This is a genomic window from Enterococcus sp. C76, assembly GCF_040886985.1.
Lineage (GTDB): Bacteria > Bacillota > Bacilli > Lactobacillales > Enterococcaceae > Enterococcus_B > Enterococcus_B lactis.
This window is the reverse complement of sequence record NZ_JBFOEY010000004.1, coordinates 96,270-123,266: the sequence shown is the minus strand read 5'-3', so window position 1 is coordinate 123,266 and position 26,997 is coordinate 96,270. Positions and strand designations below refer to the sequence as shown.

The window sequence follows — 26,997 nt, the reverse complement described above, 5'->3', positions numbered from 1 at the left end:
AAAGGAGACGAAAATATGATTACTTTAAAATCAGCACGTGAAATTGAAATGATGGCAGAATCTGGCGCTTTATTGGCAGATGTACATAAAAATCTGCGTGATTTTATCAAACCAGGCATAACAAGTTGGGATATTGAGGTATTTGTCAGAAACTATATCGAGAGTCATGGAGGAATCGCTGCGCAAATTGGCTTCGAAGGGTATGAATATGCGACTTGTATCAGTATCAATGACGAAATTTGTCATGGATTTCCTCGGAAAAAACCTTTGAAAAGCGGCGATTTGGTAAAAGTCGATATGTGTATCGATTTGAAAGGCGGCATTTCCGATTCTTGTTGGGCTTATGTAGTGGGAGAATCTACACCTGAGATCGACCGATTGATGGAAGTAACGAAGAAAGCATTGTACATCGGTATTGAGCAAGCACAAGTAGGAAATCGAATCGGCGACATCGGTCATGCGATCCAAACGTATGTAGAAGGTGAAAATCTAGCAATCGTCCGTGATTTTATTGGTCATGGCGTTGGTCCTACGATCCATGAAGAACCAGCCGTTCCTCATTACGGAGAAGCTGGAAAAGGTTTGCGATTGAAAGAAGGTATGGTCATCACGATCGAGCCTATGGTCAATACCGGAACTTGGAAAATGAAAATGGATCCTAATGGCTGGACTGCTTATACAAGAGACGGCGGACTATCTTGCCAATATGAACATACATTGGCTATTACTAAAGATGGCCCTAGAATCTTGACATCACAAGGAGAAGAAGGTACCTATTGATCCAGCCAATCAATAGGTACGGGAGAGGTACATGAAAGTTTGGAACAAAATAAAACAAAATGAAAATCTGATGCGCTTTATCGAGACGACTCAAAAGCGCATCACTGATTCAGAAATGAGTACGACCTCGGTTGTCGTTGCTTATTATTTACTCTTGTCTTTATTTCCATTGATTATTGCTTTTGGTAATATTTTGCCGTTTCTCCACATCGATCAAGAGACTGTACTGACCTATTTACGAGAAGTGATTCCTGAGACCGTTTACCAGTTTATTGGTCCTGCAATCAAGGACCTTTTGACACAAAGTTCAGGCGGTTTGTTATCCGTTTCTGCTTTGGCGGCCTTGTGGTCTGCCAGTCAAAGTATCAACGCTTTACAAATTGCGATGAATAAAGCGTATGGCGTAGAAAATAGAAAAAATTTTTTGATCGTTCGCTTCTTCTCGCTGATCGTAATCGTCTTGTTCATGATTGCCATTAGTGGAGTAACTATCGTTCTTGGTTTAGGACAGCTGATTTTAGATGCGATTCAACCGATTGTACAAATACCTGTAAACTTTATTGATCAGTTCCAAACGTTGAAATGGCCAATCACATTGGTGGCTTTATTTGTCATCATGTTCTTGATTTATTTAATTGTCCCTAATGCTCAATTGAAGTTGAAGACGATTATTCCAGGTACGATCTTCGCTACTGTCGGCTGGATGCTGTTATCACAAGTGTTTAGTATCTATGCCAGATATTTTGCTACGAGGATCAGCGGTTATCAGATCATAGGAAGTTTTATTGTCCTCATGCTTTGGCTTAATTTTGCTGCTACGATCATCATTTTGGGCGGAATCATCAATGCAGTTGTTCAAGAATACGTGACGGGACATCAAATCAAAAAACGTCGAGATCCAAGCCGAAAATGGTTCAATAAATTGAAAGCTAAATTTTCTCATAAAAAAAAGTAGAAACAAGAGTTCTTATTGTAAATTTATATCAGTAATTTATAATAATTGTGACTCTTAATTAAAGTAGGTGCCCATATGCTTGTTTCTTTTAGTATGGTTATAAGATTTTTTCTGACAATTTTATTATCACTGATATTAACACCTGTATTTAAAATCATTTCAGTACAAACGGGTATGGTCGACAAACCAAATGAAAGAAGGATAAACAAAGTTCCAATGCCTTCCGCAGGCGGACTGCCCATTTTTATTTCATTTGTTATATCGACTTTATTCTTATTTCGTAAAATCATTCCACAATCGTATATTGTGCCCATCTTGCTCGCTTCTTTGGTGATCATCGTTACAGGAGTACTCGATGACAAATTTGAGCTGACGCCTAAACAAAAGAGTGTAGGGATCTTGCTTGCCTCTCTTATTATTTATTTTGTAGCAGATATACGTATTGATTCCTTTACGCTTCCTTTTATTGGCTATATCCAATTAGGATGGCTTAGTTTCCCTGTAACGATTTTTTGGATCTTCGGTATCACGAACGCAATCAATCTGATTGACGGTTTAGATGGGCTAGCGGCAGGGATTTCATTGATTGGTTTAATCACGATAGGCATCATTGGGTATTTTTTCCTTCATGCTTCCACAGTGTACATCCCGGTCGTTATTTTCTGTCTTGTAGCAAGCATTATCGGATTTTTCCCGTACAATTTTTATCCGGCAAAGATTTATTTAGGCGATACAGGAGCGTTATTCTTAGGGTTCATGATGGCCGTCCTTTCACTACAAGGGCTGAAGAACGTAACTTTTGTTTCGTCAATTTCTCTACTGATCGTCATGGGCGTTCCGGTAACAGATACGTTTTTTGCTATCATTAGAAGAAAAGCAAACCGTGTTTCTTTTTCTACAGCAGATAAAAAACATCTTCATCACCGACTAATCAGTTTAGGATTTACTCATAAAGGTGCCGTCCTGACGATTTATGCGATGGCTTTGATGTTTTCTTTCACAGCTATGGTCATGAATTATACTGGAAGAATCGGAACGATTGTATTGATTATTGCTATGCTATTTGCTGCAATTTTATTATTTGAATTGATTGGTCTGATTAACGAGAAACATCAGTTCATTTTAAAAACATTGCGATTTTTAGGGAATAAAGAGTATCGTACGCAAGTAAAACAGAAATATTTGAAGAAATGGAACCGTCATATAGATGAATAACAAATTAAACCAGCCAATTCTTATTAGTATTGTAACGGCGAACAGTGATAAGATTTTTCGGACACTAGATAATTTTATTTCAACTGTAAAAGATGAAACAGCGATAAAAATACGGATTTTTGACAACAACTCCCTTCCGGAATATAAAAGCAGACTAAAAGAATATGTGACATATCCGTATATCGAAATCTATTTTCATGATGAAAATTCCGGATTCGGTTATGGACATAATCACAACCTGCTGAACAGCAATTGCCACTATGGTATTATTTGTAATCCAGATATTTTAGTGGATGAAGAAACAGTTACAGCATTGGTGTTGTTACTGAAAGAACATCCCGAATGCGCGATGTTAGCACCTAAGATTCTTAATGAAGATGGGACAACTCAGCACCTCATCCGTGAGCGGCTGGCTGTTTTTGATTATGTTTTGCGCTTTGTACCTTTCAAATGGGTCAAAAAAAGGTTTGATAAACGGCTGGCTGTCTTTGAATGCCGTGGCTTGCCCACTGATGTTGATAGTTATGTGCGAATGATCTCGGGCAGTTTTATGGTAGCTGATATTGATAAATTTAAAGAGATAAGGGGATTTGATGAGCGTTTCTTCATGTACTTTGAAGATAATGACTTGTGTTTGAGTTTTGAAAAAGCAGGTTACAAATTATTGTACACACCCTTTTATGCAGTCGTCCATTTTTATGGAAAGGGTGCACATCGAAATGCAAAACTTTTTCGTGTGTTTTTGACTTCTATGATGAAATTTTTCAATAAGTGGGGGTGGCGTTTTTTCTGATGAAACCAGAAATAGTAGTAGTAGTCGTGCTCTATCAGCAACTATTCAGCCAATCTCCAACTTATGGACCATTAAGCAAAGCACTTAGCGAAAAGCATATTCAGCTTGTTATTTACGATAATAGTCCTCAAAGACAGCAAAATGAGCTGTTTGAAAAAGAAAACACCATTTACTATCATGATCCGCAAAACCCTGGATTAGCGGCGGCTTATAATTATGCGTTGTCTCAAGCAAATGAAAGAACACGTTGTATCGTTACATTGGATCAGGATACGAGGCTAGTCGACGACTATTTTGAAATCTTGCGTAAAGTAGCTTTTACAGATGAATGTGTTGCTGCAGTTCCGATGATTTTTTCTGGGGGACGGCAAGTTTCTCCCGTCTATTCAAATCATTATATCAATCGTACAGCACAAGCAGTAGAAGTAGACGGTACGACAGCTGAAAGAATCATGGCAATCAATTCAGGTGTGGCATGGTCTGTCAAATTTCTAAAAAAGATTGGCGGGTTTAATCCTGCTTTTTCTTTAGATTTTTTGGACCATTGGCTGTTTTGGAAAGTGAATCAGTTGGAAAAAACGGTGGAGATACTACCAGTACGACTGGAACATGATCTTTCGGTATTAGACTATGAAAAAGTTTCAAGCAATAGATACCGTTCTATTTTACAAGCAGAAAATCGATTTTATCATGAATATGATCAAAGACATTTATCCAGTCACCGACAACAATTATTGTTAAGAACAGTTAAACAGTTTTTGACCGTCAAAAACCGGCATATCTGGCGGATGACTTTGCGCTCATATGTTAAGAATTGGAAGGTGTGAATTCGTGCGTTCGGTTTGTATAGCTACCTTTAATGGGGGCAGATATTTAAGAGAGCAGTTGGATAGTATTTTATCTCAGCTTTCAGCAGAAGATGAAGTGATCATTTCTGATGATGGATCAGTAGATGATACATGGGATATATTGACTGAATACGCAGAAAAAGATAGACGGATAAAGCTTTTTTCAGGACCTCGTCAAGGGTTGATCGCTAATTTTGGCTATGCGATCCAGCAGACGAAAGGAGAGCTAATCTTTTTGGCAGATCAAGATGATGTTTGGTTAGAGACAAAAGTGAAAAAAATCACTGACTATTTTGAACAGCATCCGGATCAGTTAGTAGTCGTTTCAGATTTGATCATTGTGAACAGTAAGCTGCAAGAGATCCATGCTTCCTATTTTTCATTCCGAAATTCCAAAGAAGGATGGGTCAATAATGTGATACGAAGTCATTATATTGGTGCAGGTATGGCTTTTCGCTCTTCGTTGAAATCCGACATTTTGCCGATTCCCTCAGAAGTGCCTATGCATGACATGTGGATCGGTTTGTTGGGAGGAAGGAAGACTGGGTTTCTGAGAGAACCTTTGACACTGTATCGAAGACATGATTTAAATGCGAGTGAGATTGAAACGCATTCTAAATTACGCCAAAAAATTTCCTGGCGTGTTCATCTGATTACGGCGTTGATCAAACGAAAATGGTTTAAACGTTGATAAAAGATGTTTAAATCCTTAATATTTCCATGACAAATATAACGATTGATGAGATAATAGCAAAGTGAAATTTGAAATCAAAAAGGAGAGCATATATCCATGAAGGGAATCATTCTTGCTGGGGGCAGCGGAACACGTCTGTACCCTTTAACAAAGGCAACATCGAAACAATTGATGCCGATTTATGACAAACCAATGATTTATTATCCAATGTCTACTCTGATGTTGGCGGGAATCAAAGAAATTCTGATTATTTCAACGCCACAAGATACACCACGTTTCAAGGAATTATTTGGAAACGGAAATGATTTAGGACTGCAGATCGAATATGCAGTACAAGAAAGTCCAGATGGATTGGCACAAGCGTTTATCATTGGAGAAGAATTTATTGGAGATGATAGTGTCTGCTTGGTATTAGGAGACAATATTTACTATGGTGGCGGTCTGTCTAAAATGTTGCAACGAGCAGCTTCAAAAGATACAGGCGCGACAGTATTTGGCTATCATGTCAATGATCCAGAACGCTTTGGTGTAGTAGAATTTGATGAGAATATGCAAGCTTTGTCGATTGAAGAAAAGCCTGCTCAGCCAAAATCAAATTACGCAGTAACTGGCCTTTATTTTTATGACAATGAGGTGATTTCTATTGCTAAAGGAATCAAACCGTCAGAACGTGGAGAACTAGAAATCACAGATGTCAATAAAGCATATTTGGATAAAGGAAAATTATCTGTAGAACTTATGGGACGCGGATTTGCTTGGCTTGATACAGGAACACATGAATCATTGCTTGAAGCATCTACCTTTATCGAAACGATTGAAAAACGTCAGAACTTAAAAGTGGCTTGTTTGGAAGAAATTGCTTACCGTATGGGCTACATTGATAAAGAACAACTGCTAGCCCTTGCACAGCCTTTGAAAAAAAATCAATACGGTCAATATTTATTGAATTTGGCCGCTGAATAAGGAGTTCCTACAGATGAAAGTAACAGATACAAAATTAACAGATGTAAAAATCGTGGAAATGGATGTCTTTGGCGACCATCGCGGTTTTTTTACAGAAAGCTATTCAAAAGCAAAATTTGCAGAACATGGATTAGATTATGACTTTGTTCAAGACAATCATTCGTTATCTGCTGAAGCTGGTGTTCTTCGCGGGCTTCATTTCCAAAAAGGAGAAGCTGCACAGACAAAATTGATTCGTGTGGTTACTGGAGCAGTTTTAGACGTAGTAGTGGACATCCGCAAAGGCAGCCCGACTTATGGTCAATGGGACGGATTTATCTTATCTGAACATAATCATCGTCAGTTGCTTGTACCTAAAGGATATGCACATGGATTCGTTACTTTAACACCAAACGTGAACTTCCTTTACAAGTGTGATAATTACTATAATGCAGAAGCAGATGGAGGCATCGCATTTGATGATCCAGATTTAGCGATTGATTGGCCAATTGATCCATCAAGAGCGATTATGTCGGAAAAAGATCACCGTCATCCGACATTAAAAGAATTTGAAGCAGAAAATCCATTTGTTTACGGAGAAATCTAAGAATTAAGGAGAAATTTTCTTATGAAAAACATCATTGTTACCGGAGGTGCCGGATTCATCGGCTCTAATTTCGTTCATTACGTGGTAAACAATCATCCAGAAGTGCATGTCACTGTTTTGGATAAACTGACTTATGCAGGAAACAAAGAGAACTTGGCTGGACTTCCTAGCGATCGCGTAGAATTGGTCGTAGGAGATGTTGCAGATGCAGAATTAGTGGACCGTCTAGTAAAAGAAGCGGACGCAGTTGTTCATTACGCGGCAGAATCCCATAACGATAATTCATTAAAAGATCCTTTCCCATTTGTACAAACGAATATCATTGGTACGTATACACTTTTAGAAGCTTGCCGCAAGTATGATGTACGCTATCATCACGTATCTACTGACGAGGTTTACGGAGATCTTCCATTACGTGAAGACCTACCGGGACATGGAGAAGGCGAAGGAGAAAAATTCACTGCCGAAACACCATATAATCCTTCAAGCCCATATTCTTCTACAAAAGCTGGTTCAGATCTGTTAGTAAAAGCGTGGGTACGCTCTTTTGGCTTACGTGCAACTATTTCAAATTGTTCAAACAACTATGGTCCTTACCAGCATATTGAAAAATTTATACCTCGCCAAGTAACGAATATTTTAAGCGGTATTCGTCCAAAATTATATGGTGAAGGGAAAAATGTTCGTGACTGGATCCATACAAATGATCATTCTTCAGCAGTGTGGTTGATCTTGACAAAAGGCAGAATTGGCGAAACCTATCTGATCGGTGCGGACGGCGAAGAAGATAATAAGACCGTGATGGAATTGATCTTAGAAATGATGGGTCAACCAAAAGACGCATACGACCATGTAAACGACCGTGCAGGGCACGATTTGCGTTATGCAATCGATTCGACAAAATTGCGAGAAGAGCTAGGTTGGCAGCCTGAGTTTACGAACTTCCGTGATGGGTTGGCTGACACGATCAAATGGTACGAAGAACATGAAGACTGGTGGAAAAAAGAAAAAGAGGCCGTTGAAGCAGCATATGCCAAAAATGGACAATAATACAGAGAAAATTTCACTGTATTAATGGAAAAACACATGTGAGGCAGGCGCTCGCCTGTCTCTTTTTTAAAATAAAAATCAAGGAGCGGATAACCATATGTTTTTATTAACTGGAGGAAATGGACAATTAGGTACAGAATTGCGCCATTTATTAGATGAAAAAAATCTGCCATATGTTTCAACAGATGCAAAAGACTTGGATATCACAGATGCTGAGAAAACAATGGCTTATATTACAGAATTAAAACCGGATGTTATTTTCCATTGCGCAGCTTACACAGCAGTAGATAAAGCAGAAGAAGAAGCAAAAGAATTAGATGAGAAAATCAATGTCGATGGCACAAGAAATGTAGCGCTTGCAGCAAAAGCTGTGAATGCTCAATTCGTCTATATCAGTACAGACTATGTCTTCGATGGAAAAAACAAAAATGTAGAGTACGAAGTAGATGACCAAACGAATCCACTAAATGAATATGGTCGTACGAAATTATTAGGTGAAAAAGCAGTAGAAGAGATTTTAGAAGACTATTATATCATACGAACTTCTTGGGTTTTCGGGATTTATGGACACAATTTCGTCTTCACGATGCAACGCCTAGCGGAAACCCGCGACAAACTGACTGTAGTAAATGACCAGTTCGGGCGACCAACTTGGACACGTACTTTGGCAGAATTTATGGTATATGTTATCGAAGAAAAAGCACCATTCGGTATTTATCATTTGTCGAACGAAAATAGCTGTTCTTGGTATGAATTTGCCAAAGAAATATTGAAAGATACAGATGTGGAAGTAGCGCCTGTTACATCGGAAGAATTTCCACAAAAAGCAACGCGTCCGCAGTATTCAGTCATGAGCCTGAAAAAGACAGAAGCGTTAGGATTTGCCATACCAACTTGGCAAGAAGCACTTGCGCAAATGCTGGAAGCTGCCAAAAAAATGAATAAGTAATTTCCTTTTTATCAAATAGAATTTGGAGCATGATATGGAAAAACAAACAAGAAGTGCACGACGAAAAGAAAAACCAAAAGCGAATCAGGCAGATTCGAATTTGGTGCTTGACCTGTTTCTAAAACTCCGATACCTTATTGGTGTTTTAGTCATCGTGGTCATTGTTACTTTTAATTTAAACGGAAGTTCACTTGGTGTTTGGGATAAATATGTGTCGCAAAGAGACGATGGGAAAAAAACTGATGTGATTTTTGGACAGAATCGGGAAGTGCGGTCAGATGAATGGCTGGTGCAGACACCTTTTTACCTCTCACAAGCTGAAGAGGACTTTCCGTTGGTGAACGAAGATTATTCATTGAACGGACAAAACATGATCATTGCGTATAATTCTCCTGTAAAGGATATTACGGTTATCGGAAAACCATTCAATTGGGGATTCTTTTTCCTCGGAAGAGATCGAGGCCTTTCCTTTTATTGGGCGATGAAATTAGTCGTCATGGTCTTGCTTGGATTCGAAGTACTGATGATATTAACGAAGAGAAAAAAAGCATTATCGCTGATTGGCGCATTTGCGCTGACATTTTCTCCCGCAGTCCAGTGGTGGTTCATGCAGCATGTGGGCGATTTGATTTTCTTTACTTTGGGATTGATGACTGCTTTTTATCATTATTTCTACAATCATGATAAAAAATGGCTGCGAACGTTGATGATGCTTTTGGTGGTTATTTTCGGTATTGGGTTTATTTTAGTGATTTACCCAGCCCATCAAGTGATGCTGGCGTACTTGCTGATTTTTTATTTTGTTGGCCTGCTTATTTACTACAGCAAGAAAATTTCTTGGGATCTGTTGGATGTAGTGTTGATTGGAGGGGCAGTTTTATTTATTGGCGGAGTCATGGTTCATTTCTGGCTGACGTCAAAAGACGCATTGTTAGCTTCTTTGAATACCTTATATCCAGGAAAACGAGTCAGTACCGGTGGAAAGTGGACGATTGGCGAATTTTTTTCTTTCCTGACAAACTGGAAAATTCCTTTTGAAGACATCAACTATTCGAATAACTCTGAAGTGGCTTTGTTCTACCACTTCTTTCCAACTGTATTCCTAGCCAGTCCATTTGTGTTATTTGGCAAAAAAGATAGTGAACAAAAGTTATTGGGACGTATTTTGATGATTTTTTGTCTGTTTTCTATCTTTTGGATTACCGTTGGATTGCCAAAATGGCTAGCAGAAATTACTCTGCTGTCTTATGTTCCTCCTTTAAGAGCCATCCTTACTTTTAGTTTTGCGGCTTGCCTATTATCAATTTGGTTCATCGCTTATATTTGGAGAGAAGATGTTATTCCTATTTGGTATAAATTCATTTTACTGGCAGTAAACGCATGGTCTTATTTCTATGCAATTACTCATTCGAAGATGGATAATTATTTTTCAGATTTCGAAACCATCGCAGTCGTTGTGTTGGGAACAGTGATTTTAGCTTTTGCATTATTTGGCTGGAGACGCTTGTTTTATCTTGCTTTTGCCGCCGTGATCATCGCATCTGGTTTCTTTGTCAATCCAGTCGTAGAAGGTACTGGAGCGATTTTTGAAAAAACACTGGCAAAAGAAATCCGAAAAATCGATCAACAAGACCCTGGCAAAGTCTGGTTGACTGAAGATGAACTGTATAACTTCACCCCAACTTTGGGTGTGAAATCTTTCAATACAGTCCGCTTTTATCCAGATATGGCTGCATGGAAGAAAATCGATCCAAAAGAAGAATATGAGAAGTATTATAATCGGTATGCTCACACAAGAGCTTTTATCGCTAAGGAAGATACAAAGTTCATTTTAGATCGTCCAGATATGTTTTCGGTCACGTTGAATTTTGAAGACGCAGAAAAATTAGGGATCAACTATGTAATCAGTAAGCGACCGTTAACTGATTACAATCAGTTATATGAAGCTCAATTCACACAACTATATGGACCGGATAAAGATGGTTATATGATTTTTAAAGTAGAATATCCGGATTATCCAGATGTACCACAAACACAAACTCAGGAAAATCAGCTAGTCTTACAGTAATGGGCTAGCTGAGAATAACCCTGAAGTATTATTAGAAAGGAGAGTGGAGATAATTCAAGCAATCGTACAAAAATTTGTCAACAAAATGAGTGCTGGTTTCTTGCTTTTGCTGCTGACGCTGGTCTTTTCTGTTTGGACAGCAGGATTAAGCTTCCCAGCCACTTTGTTTATATATAACAACAGTTCGCTACTTATCACTTTTAGTGTGGCTATTTTGCTCATTTTAAATGTTTATAAAGCAAAAGGCGTCGATTTTCTTTATCTAGGTGTTGCGCTTGCACTTTTCATTTTCTTTTCTTACTTTCGGGAAATAAGAAATGAGTCTTTATTTGGAGATTTACTGTTTCCTTTGATTATTTTATTTTGTTTAGTAATTAAATGGATTGAGTGGACAAAATGGGATCGCGGGATTTATCTGCTTGTCTTTACGGTCTTCCTCGGAATCACGTTATATCGTGTATTTACAGAGATCCAAGTACCAGAAGGACAAAGCATCTGGGCTCCAGGAAATTCGCTTTCTGATATTTGGATCAATACGAATACAATCGGAAGTTCTTTGATGACTCTTGCTTTATTGATCAGCGGATTTGCCAGTTCTTTTGAACGGTGGTATGTTCGTATCATCGGTGCGATAGCAGTCGTTGCAGCCTTTTTAGGTATTTGGGTCTGCCAATCAAGAGGTGCATTAGTTGCATTGATTGTTTTTGCGATATTGGATCTTTTACCTAAATCATTGATGCGTGTCATTCGTGCACCGTTTATTGCCTATACGGCTACGATTCTTTTGGCTTTACCGATTTCTTATCTAGCCGCTGTTTCCGAAAAAGTCAATTTGTTTACCGGTCGAGAAGATATTTGGCATAAATTCTATCAGACGCTAGGAGAAAAATCTGAGCAAGTTTTACTAGGGATGAAAACATTCATCTTCCAACGAGGAAACCAATTTTTAGGAAACCACAATAGTTATAATTCTATTTTGAATATCTATGGGTTAATAGGGTTTGGAATTGCTGCTTTGCTGCTTATCCTTTTTATTGGTCGCTTAACGTTGAAAGCAGATTTGTCCAACGGGCAGATGACTTTTATCTGGGCCTTTTTTGCGGTGATGATGCAGTCATTTATGGAAGATACATTGACTTCATACCCATGGGTTCCGATTATTTATATCCTATTGGCTATGTCCGTTCATCGCTATGACGAAACGAAAGTTATGGAAGAATACTATGACATAGAAGAGCCATATGACGACATGAATGCTGGAGATCCAAGTTATGAGGAACAACCAGATAGCGCTCATTCTTCCAGGATCCAACGCTATCATTGATAGGCGCAAAATACGAGAGAGGCTGTGACAACCGTCGCAGCCTTTTTTGGTTTATTGCAATTGTCTAGCATCTTCTGTAAAATAGAAACGTTAGAGAAAATCTTGTATCATAGAAAATTAAGAAATAAATAAGAACGCAGCTCGGTACCAAAAATATGGTAAAATGGCACTTGACTGTAATTCACTGAAATCGCTTGGAGGAACACAAATGTTTAAAGATTTGTATTTATTTATGAAGGACATTTATCAGAACAGAAAATTACTGCTACAGTTTTCGATCAATGACTTCAAATCAAGATATGCAGGATCGTTTTTAGGGATCTTATGGGCGTTTATCAATCCGTTATTTACTGTATTGATTTATTGGCTGGTATTTGGCGTTGGATTGAAAGCACAAATGATCGATGCAAAATACCCATTTATCGTATATTTAGTTACAGGGATGATTCCTTGGTTCTTCTTCTCTGATGCCTTTGCATCAACTACGGTTGTTTTTCGGGAATATACTTATTTAGTAAAGAAAGTCGTATTCAATATTCGTATCTTGCCCACGACGAAAATCCTATCCAATTTGTACACCCATTTATTTTTCATTCTGATTGGCATAGCTGTTGCGCTTATAAATGGTATATATCCTTCAGCCATGTCTTTACAGCTGATTTACTATCTATTTTGCATGTGTGCTTTCTTGACAGGATTGACTTGGCTGACAGCATCCATCCAACCATTTTTACCAGACATCATGCAATTGATTACGATCGTCTTGCAGTTGATCATGTGGACGTTGCCGATATTATGGAGCCCGAACCAGTTTGACTCAGGTCTTGTAAGCATATTGAAATTAAATCCGCTGTACTATGTTGTTCAAGGCTATCGTGAGTCGTTTTTAAGTGAAGCTTGGTTCTGGGAGCATGGAACATATACTTTGTATTTCTGGGTGTTCACATTAGTAATGTTCGTAATCGGCTCTGCAGTGTTCCGTAGATTGAAACCACATTTTTCAGATGTGCTGTAAGGAGAATAGCTATGACAGAATATGCAATTAGACTAAAAGATATCACAAAATCTTATAATATGTACGCAAAACCGTCGGATCGATTTCGTGAAGCTCTTAATCCTTTTAAGAAATCCTATCATGATGTGTTTTATGCGTTGAAAAACGTGAATGTAGAAATAAAAAAAGGTGAGATGATCGGTTTCGTTGGAGAAAACGGATCCGGAAAATCTACGATGTTGAAAATCATTACAGGGGTACTGACACCAACATCCGGTACGATGGAAATCGAAGGGAAAATCTCTGCTTTGCTAGAACTAGGTTCAGGATTTAATCCTGAGTATTCTGGCTATGAAAATATCTATTTAAATGGGATGGTACTAGGCTTTTCAAGAGAAGAAGTCGATGAAATGGTCGATGATATCATTGAATTTGCTGACATCGGCGACCATATTTATCAACCTGTAAAAACTTATTCAAGTGGGATGTTCGTTCGTCTAGCTTTTGCTGTAGCAATCAATGTGAATCCTGATATTTTGATTGTAGATGAAGCATTGGCAGTAGGAGACCTTGAATTTCAACTAAAATGTATGGAAAAATTTACAGAAATCAAGAACTCGGGAAAGACGATTTTATTCGTTTCTCATGATATCAGTTCGATTCGCCGTTTTTGTGATCGTTCCTATTGGTTGAAAAACGGAGAAGTCGTCGAATATGGCGATACGATGGAAGTAACGACGAATTATGAAAACTTTTTAAAGAAAAAATCAGTTAAAACAGTGGATCGTAATAAAAACCAAGTAGAACGGTTCGCCGCTCCAGATATCGTCGACGTGACGAAAGCGGAATTGTTGGATAAAGACAAAAATCCGGTGGATATGCTGGAACAAGGAGAAAAACTATACGTTAAAGTAACTTATGAAGTAAAAGATGATACAATCAAAAATCCGGTTTTAGGAATTGCGCTACGAACAGTCGACAATTTTTATGTGTGCGGACTCAATACTCTACTAGATGGTATCAAGATACCTTGGAAAAAAGGAGAGAATATCTTTTATCTGGAGTATGAAAAGTTAGGTTTGTTAGCTGGTGAATATTATTTTGACGTTGCGGTCTTTGAAGAAAATGCAACGGTTCCTTTGGTATATAAGACAAAGTACATGAATTTGTTTGTCAGCGGTTCTTATATCGGAGAAGGCATCGTGGTCTTAGACCATAAATGGGAAGAAGGGACTCATAGCAATGAAATATGATTTTGAAATGGACCTAGATGAACAAAGCAGTGTGGGAAAAATTGCCGCACAGATCAAACCAGGAAGTAAAGTTTTAGAGTTTGGTCCCGGAAACGGCCGATTAACGAAACATTTAATCGGTGCAAAACAATGTGAAGTGAGCATTGTTGAGTTAGATAAGGAATTGTTCGATTTTGTCAGCGAATTTGCTCAAGATGGATTTTATGGTGATATCGAAAGTTTTGAGTGGGCAAACTATTATGCTGGACAGACATTTGATTACGTCTTGTTTGCCGATGTTTTAGAACATTTGGTAGATCCTGGAAAAACATTGAAGAAAGTCAGAGAATTTTTGAATGAAGAAGGAGAGATCCTGATTACATTCCCTAACTTGGCGCATAATTCTGTCATGATCGATTTGTTCAATAACCAATTGCCGTGGGCTTCTTATGGTCTCCTAGATGAAACCCATAATTCTTTTTATACTCATGATGGCTTCCAAAAAGTTTTTGAAAAAGCGGGATTATTCATTAATATTGAAGATTATTTGTACTTAGCTGTAGGTGATACAGAATTAAAATCAACTTATGAAGAATTGCCGGAAGCTGTACGCTATGATTTCAAAATGCGACCATTTGGTGAAGTCTACCAATACTTTTTCTCATTGATGAAACATCCAGTAGCACAAAGTTCCATTGCACAGCCACAAAATTCTAATTATGTAAAAGTGTTAGAAGTAACCCAGCAAACGAAACAAGATGAAACAATCCAACAAATACCATTCAATAATTTCACAGGGGAAAATGAGACACTAAGTTTCCCCGTGTCAGAAGCAACAGAAAGAATGGTGTTTCGCTTCGCACAGCAACCTAGCTTTATCGAATTCAGCGCAGAAGCTGCTGGAGAAAAACTCACATTTATCGATTCGAATGCTGTAGTCAAAACAGTAAATGATTGTTATTTGTTTGATGGGAAAGAATTACCAGAGTTCGTTCTAACGGATATTTCTGGGAAAGAAGTGACGATCCATTGTCACTATCGCTTTATCGGGGAATTGACACCAACAATGAAAGAATTGTTGGAAACGATTCGTCCCATGGCTGAAGTCACAAAGCAGCTTTCTGAGAAAAATGATGAATTAGAAAGAGAAAATCATCATCTTCTTGAGGAAAATACAAGTCTAAATCATATGTTAAAAACAACCACAAATCGCTATTGCACATTGTTGGAAAGTGATGAATGGACAATCAAACATAGATTAGGACGACGTAAGAAAGAAACATCGAAAAAAATCCAAGAAAAAGAGCTTTCTATATGTATTGACGAGAAAATCTGGGATGCAGAAACAAAAATATTAAAAATCATCGGATGGGGAATCGCTAATTCGGATCGCCAGCCATTGTCCTATAAGTTATCAGCTGACCAATCGCCATTTTTCGAAGCAATTCCTGTTTCACGAGAAGAAGTCAATCAAGCAGAACAGCTCGCAAAAGGAACAGAAGCGGGATTTGAATTACGAATCCTTTGCGAGCAAGAACGTTCATTCTTAGTGGAAGCAGTGGCTCAAAATGGCCAATCATGGATCATTGAAATGTAAATAATGATTAACTTATAAAGATAAGGAGTAAACGAATCGTGCAAAAAAAAGAAATTGCCGTATTTATCGATCAAATCACTCGTGAACGGGCCACTGGCGATTTGCTTATTGTGGGCTGGGCAATTGATGAAGTGACCAAAGAAATCCCTACGATAAAGGTAGAAAAAGAAAATGTGATTGCTGAAGCAACACATGTCGTAAGATTGGATATCAATCATTTATATAATCTTGATGTTAAGACCCAAAGCGGTTTTAAGGTACGTTTATCAGGGAAAATGAGAGGAAAGGCAATCTTAGACTTCCAAACAGCGAGACATCAAAATGGCATAGCTGTGAAATTAAACGGTAAATACCCTTATGATGACGGCATTGAATCTTCATGGGAAAGAAAAAAAAGATTACTGAAAAAAGGGATAAATTATGCAAGGACTCATGGCGTAAAAAAAGCGATCCGCCGAGTCAAACTGGAATTGAAGCCAGGATCGATCGACTATGCAGAATGGATCAGTCGTCATGAGAAACCAGATCTGAAAGAGCAAAGGAAAGAAGTACAAGGATTTGCGTACCGTCCATTGATTTCCATACTTATGCCTGTCTATAACGTTGAAATCAAATGGCTCGAAAAATGCATTGATTCGGTACTGGATCAAACGTATGCTCATTGGGAACTATGTATCAGTGATGATGCTTCCACTGATCCAGCTATCCGAAAGTGTCTGGAATCCTATCAAGCAAAAGATGATAGAATCAAAGTCGTTTTCCGACAAGAAAATGGACACATCAGTCTGGCAACTAATTCTGCATTGGAAATGGCAGAAGGAGAGTTTATAGCACTCTTAGATAATGATGATGAATTACCGCCATTTGCATTATATGAAGTGGCAAAAGTGCTAAATGTACATCCAGAACTGGATTTGATCTACAGTGACGAAGATAAAATCGATGCAGACGGCAATCGCTTTGATCCGCACTTCAAAGCAGACTGGTCTCCTGATACATTGATGGGAAATAATTATATCTCTCACTTAGGCGTATATCGAACAAGCATTGTTAAAGAACTTGGCGGTTTCCGTAAAGGCTATGAAGGTTCTCAAGATTATGATTTGGTCCTTCGTGTGACAGAACAAATCCCTGCAGATCATATTTACCACATTGACCGAGTTTTGTATCATTGGCGGACGATCCCAGGATCAACTGCAAGTAATGGTGAAGCCAAAAGTTATATCTATGATTCCGGAGTGAAAGCATTGACAGATGCCCTGTCTAGAAGGAACATCAAAGGAAGCGTACGTCCTGGCAGAATTTCTGGATTTTATGAGATTACTTATGACGTCTTGCAAGAGGATTTGGTCAGTGTGATCATTCCAACGAAGAATGGCTATGAAGATCTAAAAACTTGTGTGGATTCGATCATCGAAAAAACGTCTTATTCAAATTATGAAATCATTATTGCGGATAATGGAAGTACAGATCCAAAAATGCAAGAATTATTTGCAGAATACAAGCATCAGCTGAAAGACCGCTTTATCGTAGAATTGATTGACATTCCATTCAATTATTCTCGAATCAACAATTTAGCAGCAAAAAAAGCAAACGGCAAATACTTTTTATTCTTGAATAACGATACAGAAGTGATTGAGCCAGATTGGATGACGGCGATGGTTTCTTATGCACAGTTTGATCGAATCGGCTGTGTAGGAGCAAAATTGTTTTATCCAGATGATACGACGCAGCATGCAGGAGTATTATTAGGAATCGGTGGTGTTGCAGGGCATGCATTGAATAACTATGATCGAACACATTGTGGTTATTTCGGCCGATTAGTCATTGACGTCAATTACTTAGCAGTCACTGCAGCTTGTATGATGGTCAAGGCAGCTGACTTCAATGCTGTTAACGGGTTTGATGAAACATTAGAAGTAGCATTCAACGATGTTGACTTGTGCTTGAAAGTTTATGAACTGGGTCGTTACAATGTTTATGCACATCAAGCGGAATTGTACCATTTCGAATCTAAATCAAGAGGTTATGAAGATACACCAGAAAAACAAAGACGTTTTGCTGGGGAAATCAAAAAAATGCAAGATAAGTGGCCTTCTTATATTGCTCATGACCCATTTTATAACGATAATCTAACTAAAGAAGGAATCGGCGATTTTTCGTTGAGACCTGATTGATCAAAAAAACTGTATTTTCATTTTTATTGATGAAAATACAGTTTTTTTTAGTTTAGTATATGAATATTGTAACTTGTGACCGAAGAGATGATAGGAAGAACATCCATTTAGTAGGAAGCATGTGATACGGTTTTTGTCCAACTCTCTGTTAGGCAGAAATACACATATAAGCCTACAATAGTTGCCTTTTCTAGTTTCTTTTAATTTCTTTTACAATTTGGTTATTCACTAGGTTTTTAAACTTTGCTATGGTAAGATGATAGAGGCATTATTTTATGGTTAGGAGTGTATATATGAATAAAAATGGGGAGTGGAATGCGGCACGCAGGATATTCATTATCATCATGGATGTACTTGTATTGAATGTGTCGATCTATCTTAGCTTTTTGCTGAAGTTCCAAGGAGAAGTCCCAGCAAGAAACTTAGAGACCTTTCAGCATTCAGCAGTTTTTATTTCCATTATCTTTATTGCGTTGAATATTTTGTTAGGAGCTTATGTATTCTATAACCGAATGATCAGTGATATCGTCTTCATTACTGTTATTGGACAGGTGCTGATAGCATTGGGGATCATGGTGGTTACTTTTGCTGGACGTTGGTTTGCATTTCCGCGTGGCGTCATCGTGCTCTCGTTTATACTTGGCACGATATTACTTAGCGTTTATCGGATAGTTGTTTATAAACTATACTTAAGAGTCAGTCGTGATAAGAAAGTACTTATCGTAGGTTTGGAGAAAGATGTCGCACCAGCGATCCAAAACTTTCAATCTAAGAAAAACAACAAACATAAGGTTGAAGCAGTAGTCATCGACAATTATTATGAAAACACAAAAAAATTGATTGATGACATTGATATTGTCTACTTGGCTTCAAAAATCCCAGAAGATGAAAAAATCAATATTTATCAATTAGTGACTAAAAAAGAGAAGAAGCTGTTTTTAAATACAACTTTTGAAAATTTAACGATGATCAATCCGAACATCATGAATTTCGAAGATGAAAGTATCATTGAAGCTTCCGGTTTCAAAATTCAGCCGGAATATGAATTATTCAAACGTCTCTTTGATATCATCGTTTCGCTTATTTTACTGATCCTCGCTTCACCTTTTATGCTAATCACAGCGATTTTGGTAAAAACAACTTCACCTGGACCAATTATTTATAAACAAGTACGTATTACGAAAAATCAAAAGGAATTTTCAATCTATAAATTTCGTTCCATGAGTGCAACAGCTGAAGCAAAATCAGGCCCAGTCTTGGCAAAGAGCAATGATGCACGTGTGACACCAGTAGGCAAATTTATCCGTGCCGTACGTTTTGACGAATTACCTCAAATCTTTAATGTATTGAAAGGCGATATGTCGATCGTCGGACCACGTCCAGAAAGACCATTTTTCGTTGATCAGTTCAATGAAGAAAATCCTTATTATTATTTAAGACACAATGTACGTGCAGGGATTACCGGATATGCACAAGTATACGGAAAATATGTATCAGATTATAATAGTAAACTACGTTTTGATTTGTTGTATATCAAAAAGTATTCCTTACTATTAGATTTAAAGATTTTACTTCAAACAATCAAAATCTTATTTGATAAGATGTCCTCACAAGGACTAGATGAAGATGAAAATATCAGTTCATTAGCAGAAATCGACTTTTCACAAGAGAAAATTTATCGCTAAGCTGGAGGAAAGAAATGAAATGAGCCATCCGATATTTAGTATAATTGTTCCAGTTTATAATGCCGAAGACACGATCGTTCATACTATAGAAGTTTTAAAAAATCTGGCATTTGAAGAATATGAAGTGATTTTGGTCAATGATGGGTCAACTGACAAAACAGAGCAGCTGATTCAGTCAGCTATCCAAGGAGATAGTCATTTTCAACTTTTTACAACCGAAAATCAAGGACCTGGACTTGCTCGAAATGAAGGCATCAAGCAATCTACAGGGAAATATGTATTATTTTTCGATGCAGACGATGAGCCAGTCAAAGAAATTTTGGCAGATTATCAGCAGTTGTTTGAACAGTATCCTGAAGCAGATTTGCTTATCAGTTCTTTTACATTCCGCACGCTAAGCGGGGAAGAAATCATTTCGGAAAAGGACTATCTTGTTCCAGAATACCAATATACAAATCATGAACAGTTCGTGGATGATATGTATCAACTGATGAATCAGCAGTTGATGTATGTGGTTTGGAACAAATGTTACAAGAGGGAAATCTTGATGGAAAAACAGATTCTATTCAAAAATTACAGCAGTTGTGAAGACCGTATCTTCAATTTGAACTATTATGAACATTGTCAGCAAGTAATATTGAATCCAAGAATCGAGTATATCTATCATTTTGAAGGTGGAAAAGGGATAACCAACCAATACAAACCGAATAAATTTGAAACCTTTAAAGAATTTTATGAATTAGCAAATGTCGTGACAAGTGATAAAGACAAACCAGGTATGGCTTCTCTTCTTTTAAAAGGAACAACCTCTGTCATTTTTTCTATTTATGAGAATCCTGAGCGAACTGCCAAAGAAAAAAGACAAGAAGCCATGCATATCTTGAATGATCCAGCCATCCAAGAAGCTAAAAAGGTTGCATTGACTGATTCCAGCGCGAAAAAAGTAACAAAATGGCTGTATAATTTGCCGGCTCCTCTATTATTATCTGCGGTGAAAGCCGGCAGCTTTGTGGAAGTGAAAATGCCAAGCATCATGGCATTGTTGAAGAGAGTTTATTAAAAAAGTCGGAATAAGGGGTTGTGACTGTCTTTTGTCACAACCCTTTTAAAAACAAAAAATAGCTGTTTATCTATCCTTTTTCAGTCAGTAAAGAAAGAACCACTTGCATAAGATTGAAAACCGCCTCTATTTATGAGAAAATAGGGAAGATTAATAAAAGAATGGTTGAGGCAACTATAATGTACAGTACAGATCCTGAATTAAAAAAAATTCAAAAAGTAAATCTCGAAATGGCACAATACTTTGTAGATTTTTGTAAAAGTCACGATTTGTTGTGTTATTTTTGTGGTGGCGGCGCAATCGGAGCAATTCGACATAAAGGTTTTATCCCATGGGATGATGATTTAGATTTTTTCATGCCTAGAAGGGATTATGATCGCTTAGCTGAATTATGGGAAACCGGCCCACAAAAAGATAAATTTGTTTTATTAAGACCAACTCTGACGAATCACGATCGGAACTCCTTTACAACTATCCGTAACGTCCAAACGACCTTTATCAAAACGTATCAGGAAGATTTAGATATCCCTCATGGTATCCAATTAGATATTTTTCCGTTAGATACTGCACCTGAAAAGCAAGCAGAACGGAAAAAGCAAAAGATATGGGCAATGATCTATGCGCTTTATCGAAGTCAGCAAGTACCGCAAAACCATGGGAAAGCAATGGAATTAGCTGGAAAGTTATTGTTAAATAGCGTATCCGCAAAAACGAAGTATAAAATATGGAGATATGCTGAAAAGCAGATGACCAAATACAATGATAACCCGACGAATTTCGTTACAGAACTTTGTGTCGGTCCACGATATATGGGAAATGTTTATCCTGCAAAAGACTTTGAATCTGCTGTGTGGGTACCATTCGAAGATACAGAGATGCCAGTACCAATTGGCTATGATCATTATTTAAGTCAAGTTTTTGGCGACTATATGCAGCTTCCCCCTGAAAAAGATCAGGTTTCTCACCATGAAGCAGTTTATATTGACCCAGAACATTCATACAAAATGTACAAAGGAAAATATTATTTAACTAAAGGAGCAGAAAAAAAATGATTACAGCTATTATTATTGCCGGCGGTGTCGGTAAACGTATGGGACAAGATATCCCAAAACAGTTCATTACAATTGAAGGTAAACCTATTATTATCTATACGTTAGAATCATTTCAAAAACATCCACAGGTCGATCGGATTTTAGTCGTTTGTAAATCTGGCTGGGAAGAAACGATGTGGGCGTATATCAAAGAATTCAATATTAGCAAAGTCCAATGGGTCATCACAGGGGGATCAAAAGGACAAGAGTCAATCAATAATGGTGTCCAATTTTTGAAAGATTACTCTGAAGACGATGATACGATCATCATCCATGATGGTATCCGTCCACTAGTAGACGAACTGGTATTGTCAGATGTAATCGTTAAATGTAAAGAATTTGGTAATGGCGTAACCTCTCTACCTTACAATGAACAAATTTTTATCAAGAAAACAGAAGAAACGACGGAACAGTATGTCGATCGTAACACATTACGGCGTGTCTCAACTCCACAAGCTTATCAATACGGAAAACTACGGGCAGCATATGACCGAGCAGTGAAAGAAGACATTGGTATGACTGATTCTTCCTATACGAATACCATGATGGTAGATTTAGGAGAAACTTTATATTTTGCTGCTGGTTCTGATAAAAATATCAAATTGACAACAACAGATGATCTAGAATTGTTCAAAGCATATTTAAAAATGAAAGACTAGGAGAAAGATGATGACGTTGATTAAACAACCAATGTACCAAAAAGATTTGGCAAAAGTGATCAATCATACACCAAAAATAAAACAGCTACATGGCAAAACCGTTCTGATGATTGGCGCTTCGGGAATGATCGGCTCTTTTTTGATTGATACGTTGATGGCTGCTAATGAACAACTAGACATCAAAATCAAAGTATATGCTATGGGCAGAAACCGTCAGAAGCTTGAAAAAAGGTTTGCCAGTTATCTTTCCTTAGATACTTTCGAAATTGTTGAAGGTGACGTCACAGAACCCTTACCAAAAGAAATTCAAGCTGACTATTTGATACACGGTGCAAGTAACACACATCCTAAGGCTTACGCAACTGATCCAATTGGTACGATCATGACTAATCTTGCAGGTACAGAGCAAGTATTGAAACATGCAGTAGCAACCCAGCCTGAGAGAGTATTATTTTTATCAACAGTAGAAATCTATGGCGAAAATCGAGGCGATATAGAAAAATTCACAGAAGATTACTGCGGGTATATCGATTGTAATACACTGAGAGCAGGCTACCCTGAAGGAAAAAGAGTCAGTGAATCATTATGCCAAGCCTATATCGCAAAACACGACCTCGACATCGTGATTCCAAGGCTTTGCCGTACGTTTGGTCCGACGATGCTTTTATCCGATACGAAAGCATCCTCACAATTTATTTTAAATGCAGTCGAACAAAAGGATATTGTTTTAAAAAGTGAAGGAAATCAGTATTTTTCGTATGTTTATGTTGGAGATGCTGTTTCTGCTATTCTTCATTTACTGCTTGAAGGAGAAAAAGGAGAGGCGTACAATGTTTCTTCAGAAAACTTTGATTTACGACTAAAAGAATTAGCACAACAGCTAGCTGATATCAGCGGCAAACAAGTAATTTTTGAATTGCCGGATGAGATTGAACAAAAAGGTTTTTCAAAAGCAAACACAGCTATTTTAGATAATGAAAAAATCAAAATGACAGGTTGGACACCACTTTTTGAACTAAAAGACTCTTTAGTCCATACCGTAGAATTAGTTAAAGGTGAGAAGCAAAATGTGTGAGATTAGTATTATTGTTCCTGTTTATAAAGTAGAACCCTATTTAAGAAAATGTGTAGATTCAATCTTAGCGCAAACATTTACTGATTTCGAAGTGATATTAGTAGATGACGGTTCTCCTGACAACAGCGGTAAAATATGTGATGAATATGCATCAAAAGACAGTCGTGTCCGTGTCATCCATAAAAAAAACGGTGGATTAAGTAGTGCAAGAAATGCCGGGATTGATGTGGCACGAGGGAAATATTTAGGCTTTGTTGACAGTGATGATTATATCGAAAAAGATATGTATGAACTTTTGTACGACAACATTGTCAAAGAACAAGCAGATCTTTCTATTTGTGGAGTATATGACTTATACGCAAGTAGGGAGCCTAAAATTTTAATGCCACAATATATGGTTTTATCGAAAATAGAAGCGATGAAAATGATTTTAGAAGCAAAAGTTGTTTCTGTTCAGGCTTGGAATAAACTATACAAAAAAGAGATTTTTGATACTATCCGCTATCCTGAAGGTGTTATCACGGAAGATGCTGCTGTTATCCTATCTGTATTAGAAAAAACAGAAAAAGTAGTTATTGACACTCAGCAGAAGTATTATTATTTTCATCGGGAAAACAGCATTTCAAGTAGTGGTTTTGGGGAGAAAGATCTTGATACAATCAATGTTTGGAAAGAGAATGAAATTTGGATTAAAGAACGCTATCCAAAATTATTGCCAGTGGCACATACTAGAACTTGTTGGGCACATTTTATCGTTTTAGATAAGATTGTGATTAGTAATAGTGAATGTAGCTATAAAGGAACCAAAGAAATAGTAAGATTTTTAAGGGATAATTATTTGTTCATTTTAAAGAATCAATATTTTACTAGAAATAGAAAAATAGCGGCGACAGCATTAAAAATAAATTTAAATTTATATAAAAAGCTTTCCATATTGGAAGAAGAGAAGCATAAAAGTAAGCATAGTTAGGTGAGTGGAAAATGGATGTAAAAAAAATAAAGGTTTTTTCTGATAAAAGCAAAAAAATTTTTATAGTTGTCTTTGGAGTCGCATTGACCATTCGGTTAATTAATTTTTATAGTCTTTTGCCTTCAAAAATCGATACAGCATTATTTTCGTTGATAACTGTATGGGCCTTTGCCATTTTAATAATTGATGCGTTATCTAAGGACGTAAAAATTTATAAAACAGATTATCTTTTATTAGGATTTATATTAGCTATTTTGTGTTCTACGTTCTTTAATGGACCTAGTGGGATAATTGAAAACATTAAACTAGTCATTTGGCAGGTTATTTATTTATTTGTTGTTTATCGTATTGGAAGAGATAGTATTGATTCTGAATTTCTTACAAAATTCGAAAAATTAATTATAGGTATTTGGAATACTTTGGTTATCATTTCTTTAGGAATGTTCTTTACGCACTATTCTTACGTAGCACCTTTTGATAAATTTTATAATGGCTTTAGAGCAGGATTTGTCGAAAACCGTTTGTATGGTATTTTTTCTGATCCTAATTTTGCCGGTGCAACTTCTGTAGCAGTTGTTTTTCTTGCTGTAAAGCTATTAATGACGAATAAAAACAAAATGGCAAAAATTTATAGCATAGTTACGATCCTTCTTCAATTTGCTTACATCATTTTGTCTGGATCAAGAACAGCAGAGATTGCTTTGGTATTGTGTGCTTATTTTGCTATCTTCTTTATTGTCTATAACCGATTTGGGAAGACGATTGCTTCTAAATTGTTATTGGCAGTAATCTGTGGGGTTATTGGAACTGGAGCTGTTTTAGGAATTGCTGAAGCAGGGAAATATGCTGCCCCTAAATTGATCAATATAACAGCAAGATATGTTCCTAGAAAGTCTGAAAATCCAGATAAAGATCAGAATTCTATCAGTTTAAAACGGGATGATGTTGTAAATAAGGACGATGTGTCTAATAATCGTTTTGCTTTATGGAAAAGTTCGTTTGAGATTTTTCAAAGTAGTCCGCTTGTCGGGAGTTCACCTCGTAATTTGGTTAATTATGCTCAAAAAGAATTACCGAATACGTTCATTGCAACAAAAAAACAAACTTCCCATAATTTTATCTTCTATTTATTAGCAACAACAGGTCTGTTAGGGACTATACCGCTACTTGTATTTCTTGGAATTAAGATTTGGAATACATTGCGACAACTATTTATGCGTACTATAAAAGACTACGATTCGTATGTATTAAATACCATGGTAGTACTTGCAATTTTGATTTCTGCTATGTTTTTAACAGAATTAGTATTAGTAAATAAATTAGGAAGCCTCATCTTTTGGCTATATTTGGGATATATATCAAAAAAACATCCTGTGGTAGGTAAGGGAGGTATATCAGAATAATGAGAGAATTAAAGATTAAAGATATCCAACGTATAAGCGTAGAAATCCTTGTTTATATAGACCAAATTTGTAGAGAAAATCAGATTGAGTATTCATTATTTTATGGAAGTTTAATTGGTTCAGAGCGACATCAGGGTTATATTCCTTGGGATGATGATTTGGATATTATTTTGACCAGACCTAATTATGAACGATTAATCCAACTTCTTAAAAATGATGATTCGTATAAATTATTAAGTTTTGAAACGAGAGATAATTATAGATATTGTTACGCAAAATTAGTTGATCCTAATACAAAAGCGGTAACGAAGCAATATTATAGTAGTGAAGATCCTGATTTAGGAGTCTTTGTAGATATTTTCCCCTTTGATGGATTTCCAGAAAATCCAGAAGAACGAAAACAATTTGGCGATTTATGTGAACTCTATCGTGCAAACATGATGTTTACATTAAACCATTCGTACGCTATATCCAGATCAAAAGTTAAAGCAATGGTTAAAAGGGTGATTTATTATCCTAAGTACCGTCGACTGTTGAAAAAAGGAAATTACTCATTCTGGAAAAATAAATATGAAGAATTAGTGCGTAAGTATCCGATTGAACAGACGAAGTACTGTGGGTACATGGAATTTATTAATGAAGTATGGGGAGTTTTTCCGATAGAATGGTTTGAGCATTATGAGGACGTAGAATTTGAGGGGCATAAATTTAAAGCAATTAGAGATCGGAAAAAGTTTTTGGAACTGAGATACGGGGACTATATGAAACTTCCGCCAAAAGAAGAAAGAATTTCACATCATCCCTATAAATTTTATGAAAAGTAACTATA

The 26,997-nt window shown here is 37.0% G+C and carries 24 protein-coding genes; all 24 read left to right on the top strand.

All coding sequences use genetic code 11. The features are described from left to right. The first annotated feature begins 15 nt into the window (after positions 1-15). The 24 genes from map to AB3I00_RS06795 all read left to right on the top strand — a co-directional run bounded on the left by map (position 16) and on the right by AB3I00_RS06795 (position 26,992). Positions 16-780: a type I methionyl aminopeptidase gene (gene map / locus AB3I00_RS06910; protein WP_002292891.1), complete on the top strand. Its 765-nt coding sequence runs from the start codon at positions 16-18 to the stop codon at positions 778-780. 31 nt (positions 781-811) lie between these two features. Continuing rightward, positions 812-1,735, top strand: a complete 924-nt coding sequence (locus AB3I00_RS06905; protein WP_002292890.1) for a YihY/virulence factor BrkB family protein — start codon at positions 812-814, stop codon at positions 1,733-1,735. Between the two features lie 75 nt (positions 1,736-1,810). Continuing rightward, entirely contained in the window at positions 1,811-2,950 is a 1,140-nt protein-coding gene (locus AB3I00_RS06900) for an MraY family glycosyltransferase (RefSeq protein ID WP_002329034.1), read from the top strand. Further along, a complete protein-coding gene (locus AB3I00_RS06895; RefSeq protein ID WP_002375235.1) occupies positions 2,943-3,743 on the top strand; it encodes a glycosyltransferase in 801 nt (266 codons plus the stop codon). Before AB3I00_RS06900 ends, AB3I00_RS06895 begins: the two co-directional genes overlap by 8 nt. After that, the gene (locus AB3I00_RS06890; protein WP_086286569.1) at positions 3,743-4,570 is read left to right on the top strand and encodes a glycosyltransferase; all 828 of its coding nucleotides are present in this window, start codon (positions 3,743-3,745) and stop codon (positions 4,568-4,570) included. The genes AB3I00_RS06895 and AB3I00_RS06890 overlap by 1 nt, the downstream gene beginning before the upstream one ends. A 4-nt stretch (positions 4,571-4,574) precedes the next feature. Next, the gene (locus tag AB3I00_RS06885) at positions 4,575-5,282 is read left to right on the top strand and encodes a glycosyltransferase family 2 protein (protein WP_002292885.1); all 708 of its coding nucleotides are present in this window, start codon (positions 4,575-4,577) and stop codon (positions 5,280-5,282) included. A gap of 99 nt (positions 5,283-5,381) precedes the next feature. Further along, complete coding sequence (gene rfbA / locus AB3I00_RS06880) at positions 5,382-6,248, top strand: glucose-1-phosphate thymidylyltransferase RfbA (RefSeq protein WP_002286449.1); 867 nt, start codon at positions 5,382-5,384, stop codon at positions 6,246-6,248. Positions 6,249-6,261: 13 nt separating this feature from the next. Continuing rightward, positions 6,262-6,834 carry a dTDP-4-dehydrorhamnose 3,5-epimerase gene (rfbC, locus tag AB3I00_RS06875; protein ID WP_002292883.1) on the top strand — a complete coding sequence of 191 codons (573 nt, stop codon included), beginning with the start codon at positions 6,262-6,264 and terminating at the stop codon, positions 6,832-6,834. A 21-nt stretch (positions 6,835-6,855) separates the two neighbouring features. After that, positions 6,856-7,884 (top strand): dTDP-glucose 4,6-dehydratase, encoded by a 1,029-nt coding sequence (gene rfbB / locus AB3I00_RS06870; RefSeq protein WP_002292882.1) that lies wholly within the window; start codon positions 6,856-6,858, stop codon positions 7,882-7,884. A gap of 97 nt (positions 7,885-7,981) precedes the next feature. Further along, entirely contained in the window at positions 7,982-8,833 is an 852-nt protein-coding gene (gene rfbD, locus AB3I00_RS06865) for a dTDP-4-dehydrorhamnose reductase (RefSeq protein WP_002315336.1), read from the top strand. Positions 8,834-8,867: 34 nt separating this feature from the next. Beyond that, positions 8,868-10,901 carry a hypothetical protein gene (locus AB3I00_RS06860; protein WP_024634787.1) on the top strand — a complete coding sequence of 678 codons (2,034 nt, stop codon included), beginning with the start codon at positions 8,868-8,870 and terminating at the stop codon, positions 10,899-10,901. Positions 10,902-10,944: 43 nt separating this feature from the next. After that, complete coding sequence (locus AB3I00_RS06855; RefSeq protein WP_368024985.1) at positions 10,945-12,225, top strand: EpaQ family protein; 1,281 nt, start codon at positions 10,945-10,947, stop codon at positions 12,223-12,225. 208 nt (positions 12,226-12,433) lie between these two features. Continuing rightward, positions 12,434-13,240, top strand: coding sequence for an ABC transporter permease (locus AB3I00_RS06850; RefSeq protein ID WP_002289081.1), 807 nt, complete (start codon positions 12,434-12,436; stop codon positions 13,238-13,240). An 11-nt stretch (positions 13,241-13,251) separates the two neighbouring features. Then, on the top strand, positions 13,252-14,472 hold the full coding sequence (locus AB3I00_RS06845; protein ID WP_002289079.1) for an ABC transporter ATP-binding protein: 1,221 nt from the start codon (positions 13,252-13,254) through the stop codon (positions 14,470-14,472). Then, positions 14,462-16,048, top strand: coding sequence for a bifunctional 2-polyprenyl-6-hydroxyphenol methylase/3-demethylubiquinol 3-O-methyltransferase UbiG (locus AB3I00_RS06840; RefSeq protein ID WP_086286572.1), 1,587 nt, complete (start codon positions 14,462-14,464; stop codon positions 16,046-16,048). The genes AB3I00_RS06845 and AB3I00_RS06840 overlap by 11 nt, the downstream gene beginning before the upstream one ends. A gap of 38 nt (positions 16,049-16,086) precedes the next feature. Next, positions 16,087-18,225, top strand: coding sequence for a glycosyltransferase family 2 protein (locus AB3I00_RS06835; RefSeq protein ID WP_368024984.1), 2,139 nt, complete (start codon positions 16,087-16,089; stop codon positions 18,223-18,225). A 293-nt stretch (positions 18,226-18,518) separates the two neighbouring features. Continuing rightward, positions 18,519-19,910, top strand: a complete 1,392-nt coding sequence (locus AB3I00_RS06830; protein WP_002322621.1) for a sugar transferase — start codon at positions 18,519-18,521, stop codon at positions 19,908-19,910. Positions 19,911-19,929: 19 nt separating this feature from the next. Next, positions 19,930-20,970 carry a glycosyltransferase family 2 protein gene (locus AB3I00_RS06825; protein WP_368024983.1) on the top strand — a complete coding sequence of 347 codons (1,041 nt, stop codon included), beginning with the start codon at positions 19,930-19,932 and terminating at the stop codon, positions 20,968-20,970. Positions 20,971-21,149: 179 nt separating this feature from the next. Continuing rightward, positions 21,150-22,022, top strand: coding sequence for a phosphorylcholine transferase LicD (locus AB3I00_RS06820; RefSeq protein WP_002314203.1), 873 nt, complete (start codon positions 21,150-21,152; stop codon positions 22,020-22,022). After that, entirely contained in the window at positions 22,019-22,720 is a 702-nt protein-coding gene (locus AB3I00_RS06815) for a 2-C-methyl-D-erythritol 4-phosphate cytidylyltransferase (RefSeq protein WP_002310302.1), read from the top strand. The genes AB3I00_RS06820 and AB3I00_RS06815 overlap by 4 nt, the downstream gene beginning before the upstream one ends. A gap of 7 nt (positions 22,721-22,727) precedes the next feature. Next, entirely contained in the window at positions 22,728-23,795 is a 1,068-nt protein-coding gene (locus tag AB3I00_RS06810; RefSeq protein WP_104870240.1) for an NAD(P)-dependent oxidoreductase, read from the top strand. Further along, positions 23,788-24,765, top strand: a complete 978-nt coding sequence (locus AB3I00_RS06805) for a glycosyltransferase (protein WP_002314201.1) — start codon at positions 23,788-23,790, stop codon at positions 24,763-24,765. Before AB3I00_RS06810 ends, AB3I00_RS06805 begins: the two co-directional genes overlap by 8 nt. An 11-nt stretch (positions 24,766-24,776) precedes the next feature. After that, positions 24,777-26,168 (top strand): O-antigen ligase, encoded by a 1,392-nt coding sequence (locus AB3I00_RS06800; protein ID WP_002314200.1) that lies wholly within the window; start codon positions 24,777-24,779, stop codon positions 26,166-26,168. Next, complete coding sequence (locus tag AB3I00_RS06795) at positions 26,168-26,992, top strand: phosphorylcholine transferase LicD (RefSeq protein WP_002314199.1); 825 nt, start codon at positions 26,168-26,170, stop codon at positions 26,990-26,992. The genes AB3I00_RS06800 and AB3I00_RS06795 overlap by 1 nt, the downstream gene beginning before the upstream one ends. Positions 26,993-26,997: the final 5 nt, after the last annotated feature.